This window comes from Burkholderia sp. Bp9012 (assembly GCF_003853825.1).
Taxonomy (GTDB): domain Bacteria; phylum Pseudomonadota; class Gammaproteobacteria; order Burkholderiales; family Burkholderiaceae; genus Burkholderia; species Burkholderia diffusa.
Map to the genome: position 1 here is coordinate 106,395 of NZ_QTQA01000022.1, position 20,267 is coordinate 126,661.

A 20,267-nucleotide genomic window follows, 5' to 3' on the forward strand; every position below is an offset into this window, starting at 1 on the left:
TTCGACATCGGATCCGGATTGGATCGACTGGGGCTCCGGTGGCGACGTGCTGATGCGCCGCCCCGGGCCGACCGCGAAGCACGGAACGGAGCGGGCGCCGCAGCGCCGGCTCCGCCCAAAAAGGGAAGGAGACGAACATGTCGGGATGGTCTGGAGTGACCGGCGCCGCGGGCGATACGCCCGCCGGCAAGTCGGCTGAAGCAGGCGGCGGCACGGTGCTGAAGGCGGGCGCGGTCGGTTTTCCGACCGCGCTGGCGAGCGCCGTCGGCCTCATCATGGCGAGCCCGGTGATTCTCACCGCGACGTCGGGCTTCGGAATGGGCGGCTGGGCGTTCGCGGTCGCGATGATCATCGCGTTCGTGATGATGCAGGCGCAGGCGACCACCTTCTCCGAAGCCGCCGCGATGCTGCCCACGGCCGGCTCGGTTTACGATTACCTGTCGTGCGGGCTCGGCCGCTTCTGGGCGATCACCGGCACGATTTCCGCGTATTTCCTCGTGCACGTGTTCGCCGGCACGGCGGAGACGATCCTGAGCGGCATCATGGCGCTCGTCAACTTCGAATCGCTGAACGCCGCGTTCGAGAAGCACAACAGCTCGTGGCTCGTCGGCGTCGGCCTCGTCGTCACCTTCGCGATCACCAATATCATCGGCATCAAGGTGTTCAGCAAGCTCGAGATCGTGCTGACGGCCGGCATGTGGCTGTCGCTGATGATCTTCGGCATCCTCGGCCTCGCGGCCGCGCCGGCCGTGCATCTCGACGGCTGGTTCGGCGGCTCGGAAGTCGGCACGTCGGTGCCGGCGGTGCTGTCGCTGGTCGGGATGGCGATGTTCATGTTCGTGGGCTGCGAGTTCGTCACGCCGCTCGCGCCGGAAATGAAGTCCCCCGGCCGCACGATCCCGCGCGCGATGGCGCTCGGCCTCGTCGGCGTCGCAATCTGCATGTTCCTGTACGGCGCGGCAATCCGCCGCCAGGTCGCGAACGTGCCGGTGAGCCCGGACGGCCTCACGCACCTGCTCGACACGCCGGGCGCGATCCCCGCGTTCGCGCTGCAGGTGCTGGGGCCCTTCGGCCGCGTGTGGTTCGGTATCGCGTTCCTGTGCGCGGGCGCCGCGACGATCAACACGCTGATGGCCGGGCTGCCGCGCATCCTGTACGGGATGGCGATCGACGGCGCGCTGCCGCGCTGCTTCGCGTATCTGCATCCGCGCTTCAAGACGCCGGTGGTCGGCATCGTCGCGTCGGCGATCGTGCCGATCTTCCATGCGTGGCTGATCAACGGCAACCTCGACAGTATCCTGCACCTCGTGCTCGCCGCGACCTGCGCGTGGGGCACCGCGTATCTGCTCGTCACCGCGTCGGTCGTGATGCTGCGCATCCGTCGCCCGGATCTGCCGCGTCCGTATCGTTCGCCGCTATTCCCGCTGCCGCAGATCGTGTCGAGCGTCGGTATCGTGCTCGCGATCTGGTACATCACGCCACCCGGCATGAACGCGCGCGACATCTACGTGCCGTTCGGCGCAATGCTCGGGCTCACCGCGCTGTACGCGCTGTTCTGGACGGTTGTCGTGCAGCGCCGGCATCCGTTCAAACCGGTGCCGGTCGAGGAAGTGCTGCGCAACGAGCACGTCGCGTCGTGAGGCTCGCATTCATCCGATGGCGCGCGGCGCCCGACACGCCGCCGCCCGGCTACCGGCCCGGCGCGATCGCCGCGCGCGTGCTGGCGGACCTCGGTGCGGTGCGCGATGCGCACTGCGGCGCTGCCGAACCGCTGGCCCGGCTGCCGAACGGCGTGCGCGTGAGCATCGAGGAACGCGTCGACCGTCAGTTCCTGATGCATACGGTCAGCGTGCAGGTGTCGATCAGTGCCGACGGCCCGGCCGCGCAGGGCCATGCGCGCGTGCTGCAGACGGGCTGGCTGCGGCGCACCGGCATCGCGGCCGCGCCCGCGCCGGGATGCGACCCCGGATTCGTGAGGGCGGTGGCCGCGCTCGTCGTCGATTCGTCACTTGCCGATGCGCTACGCCCGCTGCACCTGACCGAATGCGGAATCGCCGCGCGCGACGGGCGCTGGACGCTCGCCGTCGTGCCGTTCGGCGGCAGCGAGATCGTGAACCGGATGCCGTCGTTTCGGCGCTATGTCCGCCTGACCGGCGAGCAGGCCACCGCGCTGTCGGTGGCCTGCCTTGCATTCGAAACTGCACTACGCGGAATTTTGCGGGGGTAAGCTATGCCGCTGCGCGCCGTGCGGGCGCAACGCGGATTCAGGGTTTCACCGGAGATGCCGATGCTGTTCCAGTCACGCTCACACGAAGACGTGCATGACCACGGGCTCGCGATCGCGGGTTGGCATCAGGTCTACCGCCAGATGACGCCGGGCCGGTTCAGAGGCACCGTCACGCAGGTGCTGTACGACGAATTCCATTTCTTCCGCGAGACGACCAACCGGCGTGTCGCGCAAACCGGCGTTGCGCCGGCCGGGCGCACGTCGCTCGCGGTGCCGCTGTCGATGCCGCTCGCCGGCACGTTCCAGGGCCAGCCGGTCGACGGCTATGCGCTGCTCGCGCTGCGCGCCGGCGAGGATTTCGAATTCCACACGCCGGAAGGGATGGGGCTCGTCGGGATCAGCGCCGCGTCGGACATGATCGACGAGCTGTGCGAAGCCGAGTTCGGCGCGGCCGGCGCGCGCAAGCTGCGGCACGTCACGCGGCTGTCGGACGCGCAAGGCGTCGCGCTCGGCGCGCGGCTGTCGTCGCTGATCGACGACGCCCAGCGCAACCCCGGCTGCCTCGAATATGCGGCCACCCGCAAGATGTTCCGCGACGCGATGCTCGGCATGTTCCTCGATGCGCTCGACCAGGGCATCGGCGCCGAGCGCCGCGACATCACGCACGCGACCTACAGCGACATCGTCAGCCGTTGCGAGAAACACCTGCGCGACCGGCCCGAGGAACCCGTCACCGTGCTCGAACTGTGCCGCGCGCTGCGCTGCAGCCGCCGCACGCTGCAGACGAGCTTCCAGCGCGTCGCCGACGTCACGCCCGTTGGCTATCTGCGCACGATCCGGCTGAATGCGGTGCGTCGCCTGTTACGCACGACCTCGGCGCAGCAACTCGGCGTCGGCGAGGCCGCCGCGAGCTGGGGCTTCACGCATCTCGGCTATTTCGCACGCGAGTATCGCGACCTGTTCGGCGAGTTGCCGTCGCAGACCCTGCGTCCCGAATGACGTTTGCGCATATCGCGCTGGTGCAGCCGGGCGCGGTCGCAGTCGCGTGTCGCCCTTGCGCTTCATCATTTGCTGATTTGGGATAGGGGTCCCGAATTTTCGCTGGATAGAGTCCTGTCACCCATATCGACAACACCATCGATCTGCACTGCGAATCGATGACATCAGAGGGGCGGGACATGAAGATCGGACGAAGACTGGCCGCGGCCGCGGCCGCGCTGGGCTGCATGAACGCACACGCGCAAACATCGGGCAGCGTGACGCTGTACGGCACCGTGGACACAGGCATCATCTATTCGACGAACCAGCAGTTCACGCGCGCCGACGGCAGCACCGGCAGCGGCCACGCATGGCAGATGGGCGGCGGCAACCTCGTGCCGTCCCGCTTCGGATTTCAGGGCGCCGAGCCGCTCGGCGGCGGGCTCGACGCGGTGTTTTCGCTCGAGCAGCAATTCCTGTCCGCGAACGGGCAGGCGCTGCAGGGCGGCACCGCGTTCAGCCGGCAGGCGTGGGTCGGGCTGCGCCAGGATTCGATCGGCACGCTCGGCCTCGGCCGCCAGTACGATTCGTACACGGACATGCTCGGCGCATACGTATCGAGCAACAACTGGGCGACGCCGTACGGCTCGCATCTCGGCGACGTCGACAACCTGAACGCCGCGTTCAACTTCAACAACGCGGTGAAGTTCACCAGCGCCGACTTCAACGGCCTGACGTTCGGCGGCACGTTCAGCTTCGGCGGGCAGGCCGGCGACTTTTCCGCGAAGCGCGGCTATGCGGTTGCTGCGACCTACACGCGTGCGCCGGTCGCGTTCTCGGTCGGCTATCTCGACCTGCACCAGCCGCTCGACGCCGCGCTCGGCGGCGCGAGCGGCTATATCGGCGACTTCGCGTGCAGCAATCCGGGCGCGATGTACTGCCTGCTCCAGGACGCCGGCTCGATGCGTGCGTTCGGCGCGGGCGGCTCGGTGACGCTCGGCGCGGCGACGGTCGCACTGACCTATACGCACACGCGCCTCGGCGACAGCCGCTATTTCTCGACCGACGCGCAGCCGCGCAAGCAGTCGTTCACGTTCGACATCGGCGAGCTGAACGTCACGTACATGTTCACGCCCGCGCTGCAGGGCGGCGTCGCATACATCTTCAATGCCGCGCACACGGACGGTCGCGGCACGACGCGCTTCCATCAGGTCAACGTCGGTACGAACTACAGCCTGTCGAAGCGCACCGCGCTGTATGCGGTCGCGATCGGCCAGATCTCGAGCGGCACGGGGCTCGGCACCGACGCGAACGGCAATGCGGTGAACTACGCGCAGATTCCGGTGCTCGCGAACAGCAATTCGAGCCGGCAGCTGGCGGTGATGGCCGGGATTCGCGTGAACTTCTGACGGCGCGCACGTGGCGAGGCGGTCGGGGCGGCCGGCTGCGATGGCCGGCCGGTTCCGCCGCGTGCCACAAATTCTTAACGATCGACGTGAACAATGGCGTTCGCTTCAGGACGCCCGAAGCGTCGCCCGTGTTGCACACGTGTGCAACGCGAGGCCGACCCGCCACCACGCCGATCGAGAGAGACCACATGACCCTGCTGAGCCGCCTGCGCGCGCTGTCCGCCGCCGTTGCGCTGTCCCTTGCCGCCTCGCACGCCTTCGCGGCGGATCTCGTCATCGCGGGCCGCGACGACATCTATGGCAAGGGGCTCGCCGACGCCGTCGCGGGCTTCACCAAGCTGCATCCGGGCACCGACATCGAGCTGCTCAAGCTGCCGAACGCGAACCTGTACCAGAAGCTGAAGCTGTCGATGCGCGAAGGAACCGGCACGTACGACCTCGTGATGATGGACGACACGTGGGCGCCCGAATTCATCGGCAACGGCTGGCTGAAGCCGCTGCCGGCATCGCTCGCGGACGCCGATCTCGTGCCGTCGGCAGTCGCGCTGGGCCGCAACTCGGCGGGCGCGCTGTACGCGCTGCCGATCGTCGGCAACGTCGAGATGTTCGCGTACCGGAAGGACCTGCTCGCGAAATACAAGCTGCAGCCGCCGCGCAACTGGGACGACGTCCTGAAGATCGCGCAGACCGTCGGTGGCGCGGACAAGAGCGTGTCGGGCGTCGTGTTCCGCGGCACCAAGGGCAACCCCGTCGTGACGGGCTTCCTGCCGATCCTGTGGGCCTATGGCGGCGACGTGTTCGACCGTGCCGGCAACGTGACGATCGATTCGCGAGAGTCGCAGGCCGCGCTGAAGACGTTCCTCGCGCTGAAGGCCTCCGCGCCGAAGGACGTCGACGTGTACGGCGCCGCCGAAGTGCGCGATGCGCTGCAGCGCGGCACGGCCGCGCAGTCGATCGAGGTGTGGCCGGCGTGGATTCCGGCGCTCGACGATCCGAAGCAGTCGCGCGTGGTCGGGCAGATCGCGTTGCAGCCGCCGCCCGGGCAGACGGCCGGCCCGGCGCCGATGCTCGGCATCTGGCAGATGGGTATTCCGAAGGACGCGCCGCACGCGAAGCTCGCGCAGGACTTCCTGGTCTACCTGAGTTCGCGCGACACGCAAACGCGCCTCGCCGGGATCGGCATTCCGCCGACGCGCCGCAGCGTGTTCGCCGATCCGGCGCTGGTGCGTCAGTACCGCTGGTATCCCGATCAGCTGAAGGCGCTCGAGGCCGGCCGTGCGCGGCCGCGCGTGAAGGACTGGCAGCAGGTCGAGAGCATTCTCGGCGACCAGCTGCAGCTCGCGCTGACCGGGCAGGCCGCACCCGACGCCGCGCTGCGTCAGGCGCAGCAGAAGATCGCGCAGGCGATGGCCGCGGCGGGCAAGTGACGGCTTGCCGCCACGCTTCATCCGGAAGCCGCGCATGAAAACCCTCGGCCGCAGCCTGCCGTTCGTCGCGCTGCTCGGACCCGCGCTCCTGGTGCTGGCCGCGCTCGCGCTGTACCCGGTCGCGCAGGTGCTGATCGACTCGTTCTGCCAGGTCGACTACACGGCGGGCCGCCGCGCATTCGCGGGGCTCGCGAACTATCGCGCGGTGCTCGGCGACGACGCGTTCGCGGCCGGCTTCGGCAACACGCTGCGCTTCACGATCGCGGCATCGCTCGTTGAAGTCGCGCTCGGCTTCGGTCTCGCGCTGCTGTTCGTGCGCGCGTTTCCGGGGCGGCGCATTGCGCTGCCGCTCGCGATCCTGCCGATGATGCTGTCCACGCTCGTGTGCTCGGCGATCTGGCGCAACTGGCTCAATTTCGACGGCTTCCTCAACGCGCTGCTCGCCGCGTTCGGCATGGAAGGCGTGCGCTGGCTGTCCGATCCGCATCTCGCGCTGTGGTCACTCGCGCTCGTCGACGTGTGGCAGTGGACGCCGATGGCGTTCCTGATCGTGCTGGCCGGGCTGCAATCGATCCCGCAGGAGCTGTACGAAGCCGCGCGCACCGACGGCGCGAGCGAGTGGCAGTGCCTGCGCGACATCACGCTGCCGCTCGCGGCGCCGCAGATCGGCCTCGCGCTGCTGCTGCGCTCGATCGACACGTTCAAGCTGTTCGACAAGGTCTATGCGCTCACGGGCGGCGGCCCCGGCAACGCGACGCAGACGCTGTCGACCTATATCTACGACACGGGCTTCCGCTTCTTCAACGTCGGGCCGGCGAGTGCCGCGTCGGTGCTGATGCTCGCGGCGTCCGCGCTGCTTGTTTCGGGGTACGTATGGCAGACGGTACGCAAGCGGCGCGCATGACGGCGCGACCCGCGGGCATCGCGCACGCACGAACGCGTGCCGCATTCGGTCGCGCAGTGCCGTGGATGCTGCGCGCCGCCGCGCTCGCGCTGTTGCTGCTGCCGTGCCTGTGGATGGTCGGCGCGGCGTTCATGCCGACGCTCGAGCGCCTCGATCATCCGCTGCGGATCTTGCCGGCCGCGCCGACGCTCGAGCATTTTGCGTCGGTCTGGTCGAACGGCATCGGCGCGCCGCTCGCCAATTCGCTGCTGGTCGGGTTCGGCACGACGCTGCTCGCGCTGACGCTCGCGCTTCCTGCCGCGTATGCGCTCGTGCGGCTGCGGTTTCCGGCCCGGCTCGACTGGCTGTTCCTGATGCTCGTGCTGGCATTGAAGCTGATGCCGCCGATCACGATCGCGGTGCCGCTGTTCGCACTCGCGAAGCGGCTGCATCTGCTCGATTCGACACTCGGGCTGATGCTCGCTTACCAGATCTACGCGCTGCCGATGGCGATCTGGATGCTGCTCGCGTTCGTGCGCGACGTGCCGATCGAATACGAGGAGGCCGCGTGCATCGACGGTGCGGGGCTCGCGCGGCGACTCGTGCAGATCGTGCTACCGCTGTGCGCGCCGGGGTTGATCGCGACGGCGATCTTCGTGTTCATCGCCGCCTGGAACGAGTTCCTGATCGCGCTGCTGTTCGTGTCGACGCCGAGCCGCTTCACGCTGCCGCTCGCAATCGCCGGCTACGTGACGGAGAACGGCATCGACTGGGGCGACCTGATGAGCGCGGGGTTGCTGGCGTCGCTGCCGACGCTCGCCGTGGCCGGCTACGTGCAACGCTACCTGCTGCGCGGCTTCGCGGGCGGGCTGAAGTGACGCGACGCGTTACACGCAGCTGTGCCGGACCACGTGCGTAACCGGCACGACGCGCGTGCGCGATGCGCCGTCGAACGTCTGGATCCGGTCGGCGAGCAGGTCGACTGCCGCGTGCGCGAGACCTTGCGTGTCCTGGCGCAGTGTCGTGAGCCGATACGCGTCGTATTCGGCGGCGGGGATGTCGTCGAAGCCGATCACGCGCAGGTCGTCGGGCACGCGCAAGCCGAATGCGCCGCGGGCGGCGTCGATCACGCCGAGCGCGAGCAGGTCGGACGAGCAGAACACGCCGTCCGGGCGGTCGCCGGATGCGAACAGTTGCCGCGCGGCGTCGATGCCGCATGCATGTGTATCGGAGCGCGTATCGATCATGTTGACGAGTACCGCATCGAACGCGTCGCCGCGTTGCAGCGCCAGCGCGAACGCATCCGCACGTGCGCGTGCGCTGTAGCTCGCAGTGCGCGGCCCGACGAACGCGAGCCGGCGCGCGCCGGCCCGCACGAGCCGTTGCGCGGCATGGGCGGCCCCCGCCGCATTGTCGCTGATGACGACATCCGCACCCGGCAGGTTCGCTTCGCGATTGATCATCACGACGGGAATCCGGTGATCGAGATACTGCCGCGCGACCGACAGCGGCGGCGACGCGGACGTCATCACGAGGCCCGCGATCCGGTAGCTGAGCAGCCGTTCGAGCGATTGCCGGACCTGGTGCGGATCATCCGCGTTGGTGACGAGCGGCGTGAACGCACGCTGACCGAGCGCGGCCATCAGGTCCGACAGAAGCCGCGCGCGGAACGGATTCTCGAACCCGGCCGTCACGACGCCGATCATGCTGCTGCGCTGCGTGATCATGTCGCGCGCGATCAGGTTGACCTGGTAGCCGAGCGCACGCGCGGCCACCATCACGCGTTCGCGCGTTTCGGGTGCGATGCTCGCCGTCGGCGAGAACGCACGCGACACCGCCGAGCGCGACACGCCGGCCCGCACGGCGACATCCGACGCGGTCACCCACGTTTTTCTTTCCTTGTCACTCATCGATTCATGATCCCTTCGCGATACGAAGCTTCCACGCCGCTGGCCGACTGGATGTCGGCGCTCGACGACGCGCGGCCGCTGCATACGCTGACCCTACCGGGCAGCCATGACACCTGTGCGTATACGGTCGACGATCCGCTCGTGCGCACGCAGCGCGCACCGCTCGCCGCGCAGCTCGCGCACGGCGTGCGGCTGCTCGACATCCGCTGCCGGCACCGGTGCGATGCGTTCGACATCCATCACGGCGGGATCGCGCTCGGCATGTCGTTCGACGACGTGCTCGCGGACTGTACGCGCTTTCTCGATGCGCATCCGCGCGAATGCATCGTGATGTCGGTGAAGGACGAATGGCCCGCGCAGGCGTGCACGCGCAGTTTCGATGCGACGTTCGACGCGCATCGTGCGCGGCACCCGCGGTTGCACTGGCATGCGGGCGGCGCGCTGCCGGCGCTCGGCGACGTGCGCGGTGCGGTGGTGTTGTTGCGGCGGTTCCGCAGCAGCCGGCCGCTGGGCATCGACCTGACCGCGTGGCCCGACAACGCGACCTTCACGATCGATCATCCCGATGCGGCGTTCGTGATCCAGGACGAATACCGCGTGCCCGTTGCCGGGTCGATCAACTACAAGTGGCGCGTGATCGATGCGCTGCTGACCGGCATGCCGTCGCCGGAAAGCGGCCGCTGGGCGATCAATTTCTGCAGCGGTACGGGGATGGGCGCGAATCCTTCGGTGGTCGCGCGCGGCGACGGCAGGGTGCAGGGGATTCAGGCGCGGCTCGCGGCGCGGTTGCGCGAGCAACGGGGTTCGTGTGGCGCGATGCTGCTCGATTTCTGCGACGACGATGACTGGGCGTTGGTGCGGGCGCTGGTCGAATGCAACGATCACGTGCGCGAGCCGGGTGATGGGCGCAGGCTGGCGGGGTGCTAGTGAAGACTGGCAGGGCGGGCGTTTGGTGGAAGGTTGCGCGACCGAAATCTTGCGCGTCGGTGCTGATACGTAGCCTGCGGCCCGCTGCATGCCTGCGCCTGCTGTTGCGCGGCATGTGGCGGGACCTCCGCTTCCCGTGAAGATCGGCACGTTGCCGAATGTATGACGAGCGGTCCATGTTGCGAACCGAGGCCGATGGATAAGGTTGAACCGTTCGTGGCGGGCGCGGTTCGATCGAGTCCGTCGCGGATATCCGGATGTTTCTCAACTCGGCGGGAGGCAACGGGCACTGTATGCCCGGCATCGCGCCGGCCCATGAACGTCGTCGTGGAAAGTAGAGCCTGCTTCGCCGCGAACTGTCCACGACGCAGTACTGCAAGGAGAGAGGTCATGGCAACGCTCGTCAACATCATGAAGGGCACCCCGAACGCGGTGCAGATCTGGGGCTTTCACGGCCCGTGCAACGTCAGGGACGTCGCAGCGGCATTGAATACCATCGCGTCCGGATTGAGCGGTGACGGTCACACGATTCACATCATGTCGGGAACGCACGGCTATTGCGCGGGGCAGGTCGGTGCAGTCGCCACGCGCGATCAGCGATTCGCCGCGGAAGACCGGGCGCTGGCATCGCCGAAGACGAAGGACAACAAGCCGGTCGCGGTTGCGGTACACGACTTCAATACGGCGAAGCTGCCCGCGCCGGATTACGTGACGGCAGCGATGGCGAAGCTGAACGGCGACATGCGCGCGATCGTGCAGGGCGACCCGGGCACCGCGACGTTCCTGCTCGCGTATTGCTGCAGCGCCGGGACACCGTAACGCGCTGTTGTGCGCTGACGGGCGGACGCGGCGGTCCGCCCCGTTTCGCAACGACGTGGCGTCGTGCTGATGCGCGTGCGGCCGTGCCGTTCAGCGCGTCGCGATCGCCACCGCCGCACCGGCCATTGCCGTCGCGCTCGTGCGGTTCGCGATCCGCTTCGCGCGTGCCGACGTGAGGAACGCACGCGCACGCGAAGCGAGCAGCGACCAGAAGCAGTCGGCCAGGATCAGGACCGCGAGCATCGTGCCGACGAGCTCGGTCCACGCGAGGATACCGACATGCGTCAGGTCGACGATCGTCGGCAACAGCGCGAGATAGAAGAGCATGATCTTCGGATTGCCGAGCGTGACCAGCGTGCCCGCGACGAACATGCGCCACGGCGACTGGCCGCGCGGCAGGTCGCCGGCCTTTGTGTCGGTCGGCGCGGTCCACATCTTCCACGCGAGAAACAGCAGGTACGCGACACCGAGCAGCTTCAGCACGAGCAGGCCCGTCGCGAACGTGCGCGCGAACGCGGACAGCCCGGCAACCGCCAGCGTGAGCCACAGCGCCTCGCCGATCCACATCGCGGCGAGGAACGGCAGCACGTCTCGCACGCCGTTCGTCAGCACGCGCGCGACGAGCGCGGCGACGCTCGGGCCGGGCGTGCCGGCGGTGACGAGCAGGGCGATGGCGAACACGGCGAGCGCGGACAGCGTCATGACGGACCTCGTGGGCAGGGCGTTCGAAACGTATGAAGTTTCGATTATAGTGACGGCCGTTCCCGCCTGCCTACCTCGTCGTGATGACAGTATCGATCCGGATTCGTCCCGCCACGCGGGAAGACGCGGCCGCGATGGCCGCCGTGGAATTGGCCGCCGCGCAGCGCTTTCGCGACATCGGCATGCCCGACATCGCCGAAGGCGAGCCGACCGATGCGGCCGACGTGCGCATGCGCATCGACGACGGTCGCGCGTATGTCGCGACGGACGAAGCGGGGACGTGCGTGGGCTTTGCGTTCTACCGGCTGCTCGATGCGCGGCGGCTTTATCTGGAGGAACTGGATGTTGCGCCGTCGCACGCGGGGCAGCGGATCGGCGCGCGCCTGATCGAACGGATCATGACGCGCGCCGCGCAGGACGGCATCGCACAGGTCGTGCTGTCGACGTTCCGCGACGCGCCATGGAACGCGCCGTACTACGCGCGCCTCGGCTTCGACATCATCGACGACGCATCGCTCGACGACACGCTGCGCGCGATTCGCGCGCATCACGTGGCACGCGGGCTCGACGAGACGCAGCGCGTGTTCATGCGCGCTCACGTGCGCGCATGAACGCGTCGCCGCCCGTCAGGCCGCGTCGCTGAGCGCCGGGTAGTCGGTGTAGCCCGTTTCGCCTTCGGCGTAGAACGTCTCCGGCACCGGCTTGTTCAGCGGTGCGCCGAGTTCGAGGCGGCGCGGCAGGTCCGGGTTCGCGATGAACAGCTTGCCCCACGCGATCGCGTCGGCGTGACCGCTCGCGAGCGTCTCCTGCGCCGATTCGAGCGTGAATTGCTCGTTTGCGATCAGCGGGCCGCCGAACGCCTCCTTCAGACGCGGGCTCAGATGGTCGCCCGAATACGATTCACGCGTGAAGATGAACGCGATCTTGCGGCGGCCGAGTTCGCGCGCGACGTAACCGAACGTCGCGGCCGGGTCGGAATCGCCCATCGTATGCGCGTCGCCGCGCGGCGCGAGATGCACGCCGACGCGGCCCGCACCCCACACGTCGATCGCTGCGTCGACCACTTCGAGCAGCAGGCGCGCGCGGTTCTCGATCGGGCCGCCGTATGCGTCGGTGCGGTGGTTGGTGCTGTCCTGCAGGAACTGGTCGAGCAGGTAGCCGTTCGCGCCGTGGATCTCGACGCCGTCGAAGCCGGCCTTCTTCGCGTTTTCGGCGCCCTTGCGGTATGCGGCGACGATGCCCGGAATTTCATCCAGTTCGAGCGCGCGCGGCGTCACGAACGGTCGCGGCGGCCGCACGAGGCTCACGTGACCGCCGGCGGCGATCGCGCTCGGCGCGACCGGCAGGTCGCCGTTCAAGAACACCGGGTCCGAAATCCGGCCGACGTGCCAGAGCTGCAGCACGATGCGGCCGCCGGCCGCGTGCACGGCCTGCGTCACGCGCTTCCAGCCTTCCACCTGCTCGTCGGACCAGATGCCCGGCGTGTCCGCGTAGCCGACGCCCTGCGGCGTGACCGAGGTTGCTTCGCTGATGATGAGGCCGGCCGACGCACGCTCGGCGTAATAGCGGGCCATCAGGTCGTTGGGCACGCGCGCGCTGCCTGCGCGGGCACGGGTGAGCGGCGCCATCACGACGCGGTTCGGCAGGGTCAGGTCGCCGAGGGTAACGGGATCGAACAGAGTGGGCATGGCAGATAACCTTTTCAGAAAGGCGGGATTACCGCCGCGTCGTGCGCGGCGTGCGGCCCGCATGGCCTGGGTCAGAGTTCACGGCGCAGGGCGTCGAGAAATGCATCGATGACGGCCTCGTTGCGCCGGAAGAACGCCCACTGGCCGATCCGCGTCGACGTCACGAGCCCCGCGCGCTGCAGCGTCGCGAGGTGCGCGGAGACGGTCGACTGCGACAGCCCGCAGCGCGCGTCGATCTGCCCGGCACAGACGCCGTGGTCGTACGGCAGCGTCTGCTCCGGGAAATGCGCGCCCGGCGTTTTCAGCCAGACGAGGATTTCCCGGCGCACGGGGTTCGAAAGCGCTTTCAGGATCGCGTCGATGTCGAGTTCGGTCGGCATGGAAGGGTGTGGTGTTTGGGGCGTTCGTCCGGAAAACCGGTGCAAGCGGGTATCGTCGATGGGCGAATCATATATCGGAAAGTTGCGATATGCATGAAGGCACTGATGGAAGTGGGGTTGTTCATCGGTCGAAGCATCAGCGAATCACGCGCCCCCGTATTGCGCGAACAGCCAGCGGCGCATGGCCCCGAGCGCTTCCGAATCGGCATTGGCCTGCGGAAAGACGACGTAAAACCCGAGCGACATCGGAAACGAAAAATCGAACACGCGGCGCAGCCGGCCTTCCGCGATATCGCGTTCGACGAGCGGCTCGCTGGTCAGCGCGATGCCTTGACCCGCGACGGCGGCGTCGATGGCGAGCAGCGACTGGCTGAACCGCGGCCCTTTCGTGGGATCGGTCTGCCCCTTTCCGCCGAGCTTCTCGATGAACTCCGGCCACAGGTCGTGCGCGTCGTGCAACAGCGCATGCTTCGACAAGTCTGCGGGTGTGCGGATCGGCGGGCCGCTTTCGAGCAGTTTCGGGCTGGCGACGGCGAAGATGTCGAGCGGAAACAGCAATTCCGCGACCAGGCCGGCCGGGAACGCGGGCTTGCCGAGCCGGATCGCGATGTCGACGCCGTCGGCACGGAACGACGCAAGGCGCTCGTCGGCGATGACGCGAACCTCGATGTCGGGATGCAGGCGACCGAAGTCCGACAGGCGCGGGATCAGCCACTTCGACGCGAACGACGGCGTCGTGCTGACCGTCAGGACCATGGGACGCTGGCCCAGTGCGTCCGTGGCATCGGCGATTATCTGCAGCGCGCGCTGGACCGACGAAAAGTACTCGAGCCCTTCGCGCGTCAGCGCCAGCCCCCTGGGCAGCCGCCGGAACAGCTGAATCTCCACGACGTCCTCCAGATGCCTGACCTGCTGCGCCACCGCGCCCTGGGTCACGCCGAGTTCGTCGGCGGCCAGCCGGAAATTGAGGTGGCGCGCGGCGGCCTCGAACGCGCGAAGCGCATTGAGCGGCGGGAGGCGACGGGTACGCGACAGAGCCTTCATGCAGTAGAAAATCTACAGTGTGTGTGGAGAAATCATCGTTCGACAAGGCGATTATAGAGTCCTAGAGTGGCGCTTCAGCACGACGATCGCGGCGTTGAGCCGACCTATTCGGGAGAACAGCATGACTGTAGAGAAAGTGGCATTGGTGACGGCGGCGGGCAAGGGCATGGGCGCCGCGATCGCGCGGGATCTTGCGAGCAACGGTTATCGCGTCTCGCTGATGTCGCCGTCCGGCAGCGCGGTCGAGCTTGCCGCGGAACTCGGCGGTTTGGGTATGGCGGGATCCGTCACCGACGACGCCGACATCGAGCGTTTCGTGAACGGGACGCTCGCGAAGTACGGCCGCATCGACGCGGTCGTCAACAACACCGGGCATCCGCCGAAGGGCGACCTGCTCGCCATCGAGGACGACAAGTGGCACGAAGGGCTCGACCTGATCGTGCTCAACGTCGTTCGCGTGCTGCGCCGGGTGACGCCCGTGTTCCTGAAGCAGGGCGGCGGCGCGGTGGTCAACATTTCGAGCTTCGCGGCCGACGCGCCCGAGCCGGCGATGCCGGTGTCGTCCGCGCTGCGCGCGGCGCTGAGTTCGGTCACGCGCCTGTATGCCGATCGGTATGCGAAGGACAACATCCGCATCAATTCGGTGCTGCCCGGCTTCATCGACAGCTGGCCGGCGACGCCCGAGATCGTCGCCCGCATTCCGGCCGGCCGCTTCGGCAGGACGCAGGAGATCGCGCAGACCGTGACGTTCCTGCTGTCGGAAGGCGCCGGCTACATCACCGGGCAGAACATTCGCGTCGACGGCGGGATCGTGCGCGCGCTGTAAGCGGAAGGCGGCGCGCGACGCCAGGCATCAGTTGTGCCGCTCGCCGATCCGGTTTTCTTCCGGACTCCAGACGCTGAGCCCTTCCGTCGGGTCCATCGGCAGATCCCAGGGCCGCGCGGCGATCGCCTGCATCGTCGCGTCGAACCCGGCCTGCCGGCGGGCCACGATGCCGGCGGGTGTGAAATCGATGTCCTTCCACTGATCGTCGCCGTCGAGCCGGGGCGCCGCGAGCTTGATCACGTGCATCGTGGTCTGGCAGCCCCATGCGGCGAGTGCTTTCACATCGGCCGACGTGCGCTCCGCCTCCGGCAGCCGCATGACCAGTTCCCGGATCACGTGGCGCAGCCGGTGAATCTGCTGCTGCCGCGCGATGTTGCTGTCCGTGCGGCTCGCGTACTGGATGTCCTTCTGCCGCTCCGACACCTGCCAGATGCTTTGCGGCTCCGGCCCGACCGGATTCCACATCTGCACCGAGAAGATGATCGAGCTGCGACGCGGCGCGTCGTCCAGCACGACCTCCACCGGCGTATTCGAGTAGATGCCGCCGTCCCAGTAGGGCGTGCCGTCGACCCGCACGGCCGGGAACGCGGGCGGCAGCGCGCCCGAGCTCATCACATGATCGATGCCGAGCGGCCGGTCGCGCGAATCGAAATAACGCATCGTGCCCGTGCACGCGTTGACCGCGCCGACGGTCAGTCGTGGCCGGCCCGCGTTCAGCAGGTCGAGATCGACGAGCGACGCAAGCGTGTCGCGCAGCGGCTCGACCACGTAGTAAGACGCGCGTTCGACGCCGACCCGCGCCAGCGGCCCGAGCCAGGCGGCGGGATTCGGCCGGAAGAATCCCGGGAGGCCCGCGCCGATGACCGCGAGTTCCGAGCCGATCTTGTCCCAGCTCGTCGGGAAGCCCGGCACGTTCACGGCGGGCCGTTCGGTGACGTGTCGCCAGAATTCGGCCATTCGTTGCGCGCGGTGTCCGGGCGCGTTGCCGGCGATCAGCGCCGCGTTGATCGCGCCGATCGACGTGCCGATGACCCAGTCGGGCTGAATGCCCGCCGCCTCCATCGCCTCGAATACGCCGAGCTGGTAGGCACCCAGCGCGCCGCCGCCCTGGAGCACGAGCACGACCTGGCCCGGCAGTTTCGGATGTGCGGGTTGACTTGCCGTCATCGCTTGCCTCGTGTTCGGTGACGGCCGGCGGGTGCCGGCCGGATGGAACCAGTGTAGGCGATCGTCGGGCAGCGTCCGCGGCGCCGGATGCTCGCGGGACCTTGCGGTGCGCCGCGTCATTCCACGGTGATGGTCTCCTTCATGTACGGATGAATCCCGCAGAACACCTTGTAGACCCCCGGCTTGTCGAAACGGAACGAGTAGGTCTCGTCCTGGTCGAGCGCTTTCGAGTGGAAGATGCCCGCGTCGTTGACGACGGTATGCGGCTCCGCGTCGAGGTTTTTCCACGTGACCGTCGTGCCGGCCTTGATCGTGGTCGACATCGGCGAAAACATGAAATTGTGGATCGTCACGAGCGGGCCGGCCGGGGTCTGCGCGAACGCGGCGAGCGGCGTGCCGACGGCGGCCGCGCTCAGGATCAGTGCGGCCGCCAGCGTCGAGGGCTTCAGGAAGGTCATGTCGGTCTCCTTGTGTATCGGCATCAGGCCAGCGTCGTGTCGTGCAGCGACGCCGCGACGGGATGGCCGGCGAAGTCGACGGTCGTCACGCCGAGCATCGCGGGCAGCCGGTCGCGCGGCACCGTGAGCGGCACCGGGCCCGGGCCGTTGCCGGCGGTCGGTTGCGGGAACGCGGTGGAGCGCGCGGTGTGGAACGTCACGTTGCCCTCGACCTTCGACACGATCTGGTGGATGTGCCCGTTCAACACGGTGACCGAGCCGAAGCGGCGCAGCAGCGCCATCGTCTGCGGCGCGTCGCCGGTGCCCCAGCCCCACGGCTCGTAGATGGTCCACATTGGCATGTGCGAGAACACGACGATCGGCGTGCTCGATGATTGTCCCTTCAGATCCTGCGCGAGCCACGCGAGCTGTTCATCGCCGAAGCTGCCGAGCCCGTTGGGCTTGAAATGCATCACGTTGACGAGTGCGACGAAGTGCACGCCCGCGTGATCGAAGCTGTAGTAGCCACGGTTGTCGGAAGCCTTGCCGAACCGGCTGAAATATTCGGCGCCCGAGCCGTCGGTCACGTCGTGTTCGCCGGGCACCGTGTGCAACTCGGGCACGCGCAGTGCGGACAGCAGTTGCGACGCGTGGTCGAATTCTTCCGCCTTGGACAGGTGCGTGATGTCGCCGGTATGGATCGCGAGCGCGGGCGCGGCGGGCATCCCGTTCACCAGATCGATCGTCTGCCGCAGCGTGGCCGCGACGTCGGGATTCGCGTCCTTGTTGAAGCCGATGTGCGTGTCGCTGATCTGCACGAACAGCGGCCGGCCCGCATTCGCGGGGAGTGCGGCGCCGCTTTGCGCGAGCGCGAGATCGAACGGTGTCAGGATGCCGCCCGACAGCGTAAACAGCGTGCCGAGGCCGCCGAACGCCATGCATTGCAGGGCCTTGCGGCGCGACGGGCGGGTGGGAGTCGATGAAGACATGTAAGCCTCGCATTCGTATGACGGAACCGGACGGCCGGATCGTCCTGGAATTAGCCGGCGCCTTCGCATTCCATACCGATGCGGCGACGGATTTATTCCCGCTTCTTTGCGAGGCCTGACGCGGCCGTTCGATGCTTGCGGATCGCTGACGGAGCGCTGATGGATGGCCCGTCAATGTCCTGTAAGTGACACGTCACGTTTGCGTCATGTTCGCCCGATAGCCTGCGACACCGAATCATCTATCCGGAGCCCCTCATGCCGAATCCCGCGGCAACGGAAACCAGCGGTGCGGGCGGTCGGAGCACGCGCACCATCAGTCTCGCGTCGCTCTTTCCGATCGTTGCCTGCGGCATCGTCCACGTCGGCGCTCACCCGAGCGCGGATCCCGGTCTGGTCAAGGAAAGTTCGGTCCTGCCGACCGTGCTGCTCTTCGTCGCGCAGTCGGCGGCACTGTACTTGGCGCTCCACAAGCTGTTCTGAGCCGCGCCGGCCGATGCCATACCCGGCCGCGCGGCACGCGGCCGGTCCCATCGATTTTCAATTCGACCAAGACGCTACCGATGGATATCCGCTTCTTCAATCCGAATCGCACCGCCAACGCGTCCGCGTGGCGCGTGCTTCCCAACCGCTGGGATGCGGTCGCGTTTCCGCTGATGATCGGCATACTCGCGATGGCGATCGTCGGCTTTCACGAGACGATGGCGCCGATCGCGACCCTGCAGACGCAGAAGATCTCGCTCGATCCGTCGAACCTGCCCGAATACGCGTTGCGCACCACGCTGCGGATGCTCGCCGCGATGATCGCGTCGCTCGCGTTCACGCTGGTCTACGGCACGCTCGCCGCGAAAAGCCGCCGCGCCGGCATGGTGCTGATCCCGATCCTCGACATCCTGCAGTCGGTGCCGGTGCTCGGCTATATCTCGTTTACGGTCACGTTCTTCCTCGCGCTGTTCCCGGGCCGCGTGCTCGGGGCCGAGCTCGCGGCGATCTTCGCGATCTTCACGAGCCAGGCGTGGAACATGACGTTCAGCTTCTATCAGTCGCTGCGCACGGTGCCGCGCGACCTGAGCGAAGTGTCGCGCGGCTTCCACCTGACGTCGTGGCAGCGCTTCTGGAAGCTCGAGGTGCCGTTCTCGATGCCGGGGCTGATCTGGAACATGATGATGTCGATGTCGGGCGGCTGGTTCTTCGTCGTCGCGTCGGAGGCGATCACCGTCGGCAACCAGACCATCACGCTGCCCGGGATCGGCGCATATCTCGCGCAAGCCATCTCGGACAAGAACATCGGCGCGGTCGGCTGGGTAATCGTTGCGATGTCGGTCGTGATCCTGGCCTATGACCAGTTCCTGTTCCGCCCGCTCGTCGCATGGGCCGACAAGTTCCGGATGGAGAACACCGCGTCGGGCGACGCACCGCAATCCTGGCTGCTCGACATGATGCGCCGCACGCACCTGATTCATCAGCTGCTCGTGCCGGCCGGCTGGCTGCTGTCGCAGGCCGCGCGGATTCCGCTGCGCGTGCCGTCGTTCGGCGGTATCGGCGCGCGTGGCGCAGCGAGCCATCGCCCGTCGCGCATCGGCGACATCGTGTGGGGCGCATTCGTGATCGTGCTGACCGCGTACGTCGCGTGGCGCGTCGTCAGCTTCGTCGCGACCGGCGTGACGATGAGCGAGGTCGGCCACGTGCTGATGCTCGGGCTGATCACGCTGCTGCGCGTGATCGTGCTGATCGCGATCGCGTCCGTGATCTGGGTGCCGCTCGGCGTGCTGATCGGGCTGCGCCCCGCGCTGGCCGAGAAGATCCAGCCGCTCGCGCAATTCCTTGCCGCGTTCCCGGCGAACCTGCTGTTTCCGGTGTTCGTGATCGTGATCGTCCACTTCCATCTGAACGCGGACATCTGGCTGTCGCCGCTGATCGTGCTCGGCACGCAGTGGTACATCCTGTTCAACGTGATCGCGGGCGCGATGTCCTATCCGAACGACTACAAGGAAGCGACGAAGAATTTCCGCATCCGCGGCTGGCAGTGGTGGCGCCAGGCGATCCTGCCCGGCATCTTCCCGTATTACGTGACCGGCGCGATCACCGCGTCGGGCGGCGCGTGGAACGCGAGCATCGTGTCGGAGTTCGTGCAGTGGGGCGACACGAAGGTCGTCGCGCACGGCCTCGGCTCGTATATCGCACAGACGACCGCCGCCGGCGACTTCCCGAAGATCATCCTGGGCATCGCGGTGATGTCCCTGTTCGTTACCCTGTTCAACCGCCTGCTGTGGCGTCCGATGTATGCCTATGCTGAATCCCGGCTCCGTCTCGATTGAGAGTAAGCGCGATGCAAAATTCGACCGTAATCAACGCCCCCGTCCAGACGTCCCAGCCGCTTCAGCCGCCGCGCCTCGGTGAGGAAATCCTGCGCGTGGATCACGTCTGCCGCGGCTTCAACAAGACGCAGGGCGAACT

Annotated in this window: 21 protein-coding genes; 13 read left to right on the top strand and 8 right to left on the bottom strand. The window is 67.6% G+C overall.

The window, feature by feature from the left end:
• The first annotated feature begins 137 nt into the window (after window positions 1-137).
• From DIE11_RS26840 to DIE11_RS26870, 7 genes are all read left to right on the top strand, one after another.
• Window positions 138-1,640, top strand: a complete 1,503-nt coding sequence (locus DIE11_RS26840; RefSeq protein ID WP_059599171.1) for an APC family permease — start codon at window positions 138-140, stop codon at window positions 1,638-1,640.
• Window positions 1,637-2,227 (top strand): DUF3156 family protein, encoded by a 591-nt coding sequence (locus tag DIE11_RS26845; RefSeq protein WP_124628238.1) that lies wholly within the window; start codon window positions 1,637-1,639, stop codon window positions 2,225-2,227. Before DIE11_RS26840 ends, DIE11_RS26845 begins: the two co-directional genes overlap by 4 nt.
• A gap of 60 nt (window positions 2,228-2,287) precedes the next feature.
• Complete coding sequence (locus tag DIE11_RS26850) at window positions 2,288-3,226, top strand: helix-turn-helix domain-containing protein (RefSeq protein WP_059599234.1); 939 nt, start codon at window positions 2,288-2,290, stop codon at window positions 3,224-3,226.
• 179 nt (window positions 3,227-3,405) lie between these two features.
• Entirely contained in the window at window positions 3,406-4,614 is a 1,209-nt protein-coding gene (locus DIE11_RS26855; RefSeq protein WP_124628240.1) for a porin, read from the top strand.
• Between the two features lie 188 nt (window positions 4,615-4,802).
• On the top strand, window positions 4,803-6,041 hold the full coding sequence (locus DIE11_RS26860) for an ABC transporter substrate-binding protein (RefSeq protein ID WP_124628242.1): 1,239 nt from the start codon (window positions 4,803-4,805) through the stop codon (window positions 6,039-6,041).
• Window positions 6,042-6,075: 34 nt separating this feature from the next.
• Complete coding sequence (locus tag DIE11_RS26865; protein WP_124628244.1) at window positions 6,076-6,945, top strand: carbohydrate ABC transporter permease; 870 nt, start codon at window positions 6,076-6,078, stop codon at window positions 6,943-6,945.
• A complete protein-coding gene (locus tag DIE11_RS26870; RefSeq protein WP_124628246.1) occupies window positions 6,942-7,802 on the top strand; it encodes a carbohydrate ABC transporter permease in 861 nt (286 codons plus the stop codon). The genes DIE11_RS26865 and DIE11_RS26870 overlap by 4 nt, the downstream gene beginning before the upstream one ends.
• 9 nt (window positions 7,803-7,811) lie before the next feature.
• Here DIE11_RS26870 and DIE11_RS26875 read toward each other — a convergent pair whose 3' ends face one another.
• A complete protein-coding gene (locus DIE11_RS26875; protein ID WP_124628248.1) occupies window positions 7,812-8,834 on the bottom strand; it encodes a LacI family DNA-binding transcriptional regulator in 1,023 nt (340 codons plus the stop codon).
• 6 nt (window positions 8,835-8,840) lie between these two features.
• Between DIE11_RS26875 and DIE11_RS26880 the strand changes: the two genes are divergently transcribed.
• Together DIE11_RS26880 and DIE11_RS26885 are read left to right on the top strand one after the other, a co-directional pair.
• Window positions 8,841-9,761, top strand: coding sequence for a phosphatidylinositol-specific phospholipase C (locus tag DIE11_RS26880; RefSeq protein WP_185633826.1), 921 nt, complete (start codon window positions 8,841-8,843; stop codon window positions 9,759-9,761).
• A gap of 390 nt (window positions 9,762-10,151) precedes the next feature.
• The gene (locus tag DIE11_RS26885; RefSeq protein ID WP_124628250.1) at window positions 10,152-10,580 is read left to right on the top strand and encodes a hypothetical protein; all 429 of its coding nucleotides are present in this window, start codon (window positions 10,152-10,154) and stop codon (window positions 10,578-10,580) included.
• 90 nt (window positions 10,581-10,670) lie between these two features.
• Here DIE11_RS26885 and DIE11_RS26890 read toward each other — a convergent pair whose 3' ends face one another.
• Window positions 10,671-11,282: a LysE family translocator gene (locus DIE11_RS26890; RefSeq protein ID WP_124628252.1), complete on the bottom strand. Its 612-nt coding sequence runs from the start codon at window positions 11,280-11,282 to the stop codon at window positions 10,671-10,673.
• 83 nt (window positions 11,283-11,365) lie between these two features.
• Here DIE11_RS26890 and DIE11_RS26895 point away from each other — a divergent pair, with 83 nt between their 5' ends.
• Window positions 11,366-11,893 carry a GNAT family N-acetyltransferase gene (locus DIE11_RS26895; protein ID WP_124628254.1) on the top strand — a complete coding sequence of 176 codons (528 nt, stop codon included), beginning with the start codon at window positions 11,366-11,368 and terminating at the stop codon, window positions 11,891-11,893.
• Window positions 11,894-11,908: 15 nt separating this feature from the next.
• Here the strand turns inward: DIE11_RS26895 and DIE11_RS26900 are convergent, their stop codons facing one another.
• From DIE11_RS26900 to gcvA, 3 genes are all read right to left on the bottom strand, one after another.
• Entirely contained in the window at window positions 11,909-12,970 is a 1,062-nt protein-coding gene (locus DIE11_RS26900; protein WP_124628256.1) for an alkene reductase, read from the bottom strand.
• A 71-nt stretch (window positions 12,971-13,041) separates the two neighbouring features.
• Complete coding sequence (locus DIE11_RS26905; RefSeq protein ID WP_059449595.1) at window positions 13,042-13,350, bottom strand: helix-turn-helix transcriptional regulator; 309 nt, start codon at window positions 13,348-13,350, stop codon at window positions 13,042-13,044.
• 144 nt (window positions 13,351-13,494) lie between these two features.
• Window positions 13,495-14,394, bottom strand: coding sequence for a transcriptional regulator GcvA (gcvA, locus tag DIE11_RS26910; protein WP_124628258.1), 900 nt, complete (start codon window positions 14,392-14,394; stop codon window positions 13,495-13,497).
• A gap of 121 nt (window positions 14,395-14,515) precedes the next feature.
• Here gcvA and DIE11_RS26915 point away from each other — a divergent pair, with 121 nt between their 5' ends.
• Window positions 14,516-15,220: an SDR family oxidoreductase gene (locus DIE11_RS26915; RefSeq protein WP_124628260.1), complete on the top strand. Its 705-nt coding sequence runs from the start codon at window positions 14,516-14,518 to the stop codon at window positions 15,218-15,220.
• Window positions 15,221-15,247: 27 nt separating this feature from the next.
• Here DIE11_RS26915 and DIE11_RS26920 read toward each other — a convergent pair whose 3' ends face one another.
• The 3 genes from DIE11_RS26920 to DIE11_RS26930 form a co-directional block, all read right to left on the bottom strand.
• Window positions 15,248-16,387, bottom strand: coding sequence for a patatin-like phospholipase family protein (locus tag DIE11_RS26920; RefSeq protein ID WP_124628262.1), 1,140 nt, complete (start codon window positions 16,385-16,387; stop codon window positions 15,248-15,250).
• A 116-nt stretch (window positions 16,388-16,503) separates the two neighbouring features.
• On the bottom strand, window positions 16,504-16,845 hold the full coding sequence (locus DIE11_RS26925; RefSeq protein WP_124628263.1) for a cupredoxin domain-containing protein: 342 nt from the start codon (window positions 16,843-16,845) through the stop codon (window positions 16,504-16,506).
• Window positions 16,846-16,868: 23 nt separating this feature from the next.
• On the bottom strand, window positions 16,869-17,813 hold the full coding sequence (locus tag DIE11_RS26930; protein WP_059686111.1) for a metallophosphoesterase: 945 nt from the start codon (window positions 17,811-17,813) through the stop codon (window positions 16,869-16,871).
• Window positions 17,814-18,068: 255 nt separating this feature from the next.
• Here DIE11_RS26930 and DIE11_RS26935 point away from each other — a divergent pair, with 255 nt between their 5' ends.
• Window positions 18,069-18,293, top strand: a complete 225-nt coding sequence (locus DIE11_RS26935) for a phosphate transporter (RefSeq protein ID WP_260437183.1) — start codon at window positions 18,069-18,071, stop codon at window positions 18,291-18,293.
• A gap of 80 nt (window positions 18,294-18,373) precedes the next feature.
• Entirely contained in the window at window positions 18,374-20,128 is a 1,755-nt protein-coding gene (locus tag DIE11_RS26940; RefSeq protein WP_124628265.1) for an ABC transporter permease subunit, read from the top strand.
• Window positions 20,129-20,267 lie beyond the last annotated feature (139 nt).

Coding starts and splice junctions, on each gene's coding strand:
- DIE11_RS26840 (WP_059599171.1), top strand. CDS start 138: ATGTCGGGATGGTCTGGAGTGACCGGCGCCGCGGGCGATACGCCCGCC.
- DIE11_RS26850 (WP_059599234.1), top strand. CDS start 2,288: ATGCTGTTCCAGTCACGCTCACACGAAGACGTGCATGACCACGGGCTC.
- DIE11_RS26855 (WP_124628240.1), top strand. CDS start 3,406: ATGAAGATCGGACGAAGACTGGCCGCGGCCGCGGCCGCGCTGGGCTGC.
- DIE11_RS26860 (WP_124628242.1), top strand. CDS start 4,803: ATGACCCTGCTGAGCCGCCTGCGCGCGCTGTCCGCCGCCGTTGCGCTG.
- DIE11_RS26865 (WP_124628244.1), top strand. CDS start 6,076: ATGAAAACCCTCGGCCGCAGCCTGCCGTTCGTCGCGCTGCTCGGACCC.
- DIE11_RS26870 (WP_124628246.1), top strand. CDS start 6,942: ATGACGGCGCGACCCGCGGGCATCGCGCACGCACGAACGCGTGCCGCA.
- DIE11_RS26875 (WP_124628248.1), bottom strand. CDS start 8,834: ATGAGTGACAAGGAAAGAAAAACGTGGGTGACCGCGTCGGATGTCGCC.
- DIE11_RS26880 (WP_185633826.1), top strand. CDS start 8,841: ATGATCCCTTCGCGATACGAAGCTTCCACGCCGCTGGCCGACTGGATG.
- DIE11_RS26885 (WP_124628250.1), top strand. CDS start 10,152: ATGGCAACGCTCGTCAACATCATGAAGGGCACCCCGAACGCGGTGCAG.
- DIE11_RS26890 (WP_124628252.1), bottom strand. CDS start 11,282: ATGACGCTGTCCGCGCTCGCCGTGTTCGCCATCGCCCTGCTCGTCACC.
- DIE11_RS26895 (WP_124628254.1), top strand. CDS start 11,366: ATGACAGTATCGATCCGGATTCGTCCCGCCACGCGGGAAGACGCGGCC.
- DIE11_RS26900 (WP_124628256.1), bottom strand. CDS start 12,970: ATGCCCACTCTGTTCGATCCCGTTACCCTCGGCGACCTGACCCTGCCG.
- DIE11_RS26905 (WP_059449595.1), bottom strand. CDS start 13,350: ATGCCGACCGAACTCGACATCGACGCGATCCTGAAAGCGCTTTCGAAC.
- gcvA (WP_124628258.1), bottom strand. CDS start 14,394: ATGAAGGCTCTGTCGCGTACCCGTCGCCTCCCGCCGCTCAATGCGCTT.
- DIE11_RS26915 (WP_124628260.1), top strand. CDS start 14,516: ATGACTGTAGAGAAAGTGGCATTGGTGACGGCGGCGGGCAAGGGCATG.
- DIE11_RS26920 (WP_124628262.1), bottom strand. CDS start 16,387: ATGACGGCAAGTCAACCCGCACATCCGAAACTGCCGGGCCAGGTCGTG.
- DIE11_RS26925 (WP_124628263.1), bottom strand. CDS start 16,845: ATGACCTTCCTGAAGCCCTCGACGCTGGCGGCCGCACTGATCCTGAGC.
- DIE11_RS26930 (WP_059686111.1), bottom strand. CDS start 17,813: ATGTCTTCATCGACTCCCACCCGCCCGTCGCGCCGCAAGGCCCTGCAA.
- DIE11_RS26935 (WP_260437183.1), top strand. CDS start 18,069: ATGCCGAATCCCGCGGCAACGGAAACCAGCGGTGCGGGCGGTCGGAGC.
- DIE11_RS26940 (WP_124628265.1), top strand. CDS start 18,374: ATGGATATCCGCTTCTTCAATCCGAATCGCACCGCCAACGCGTCCGCG.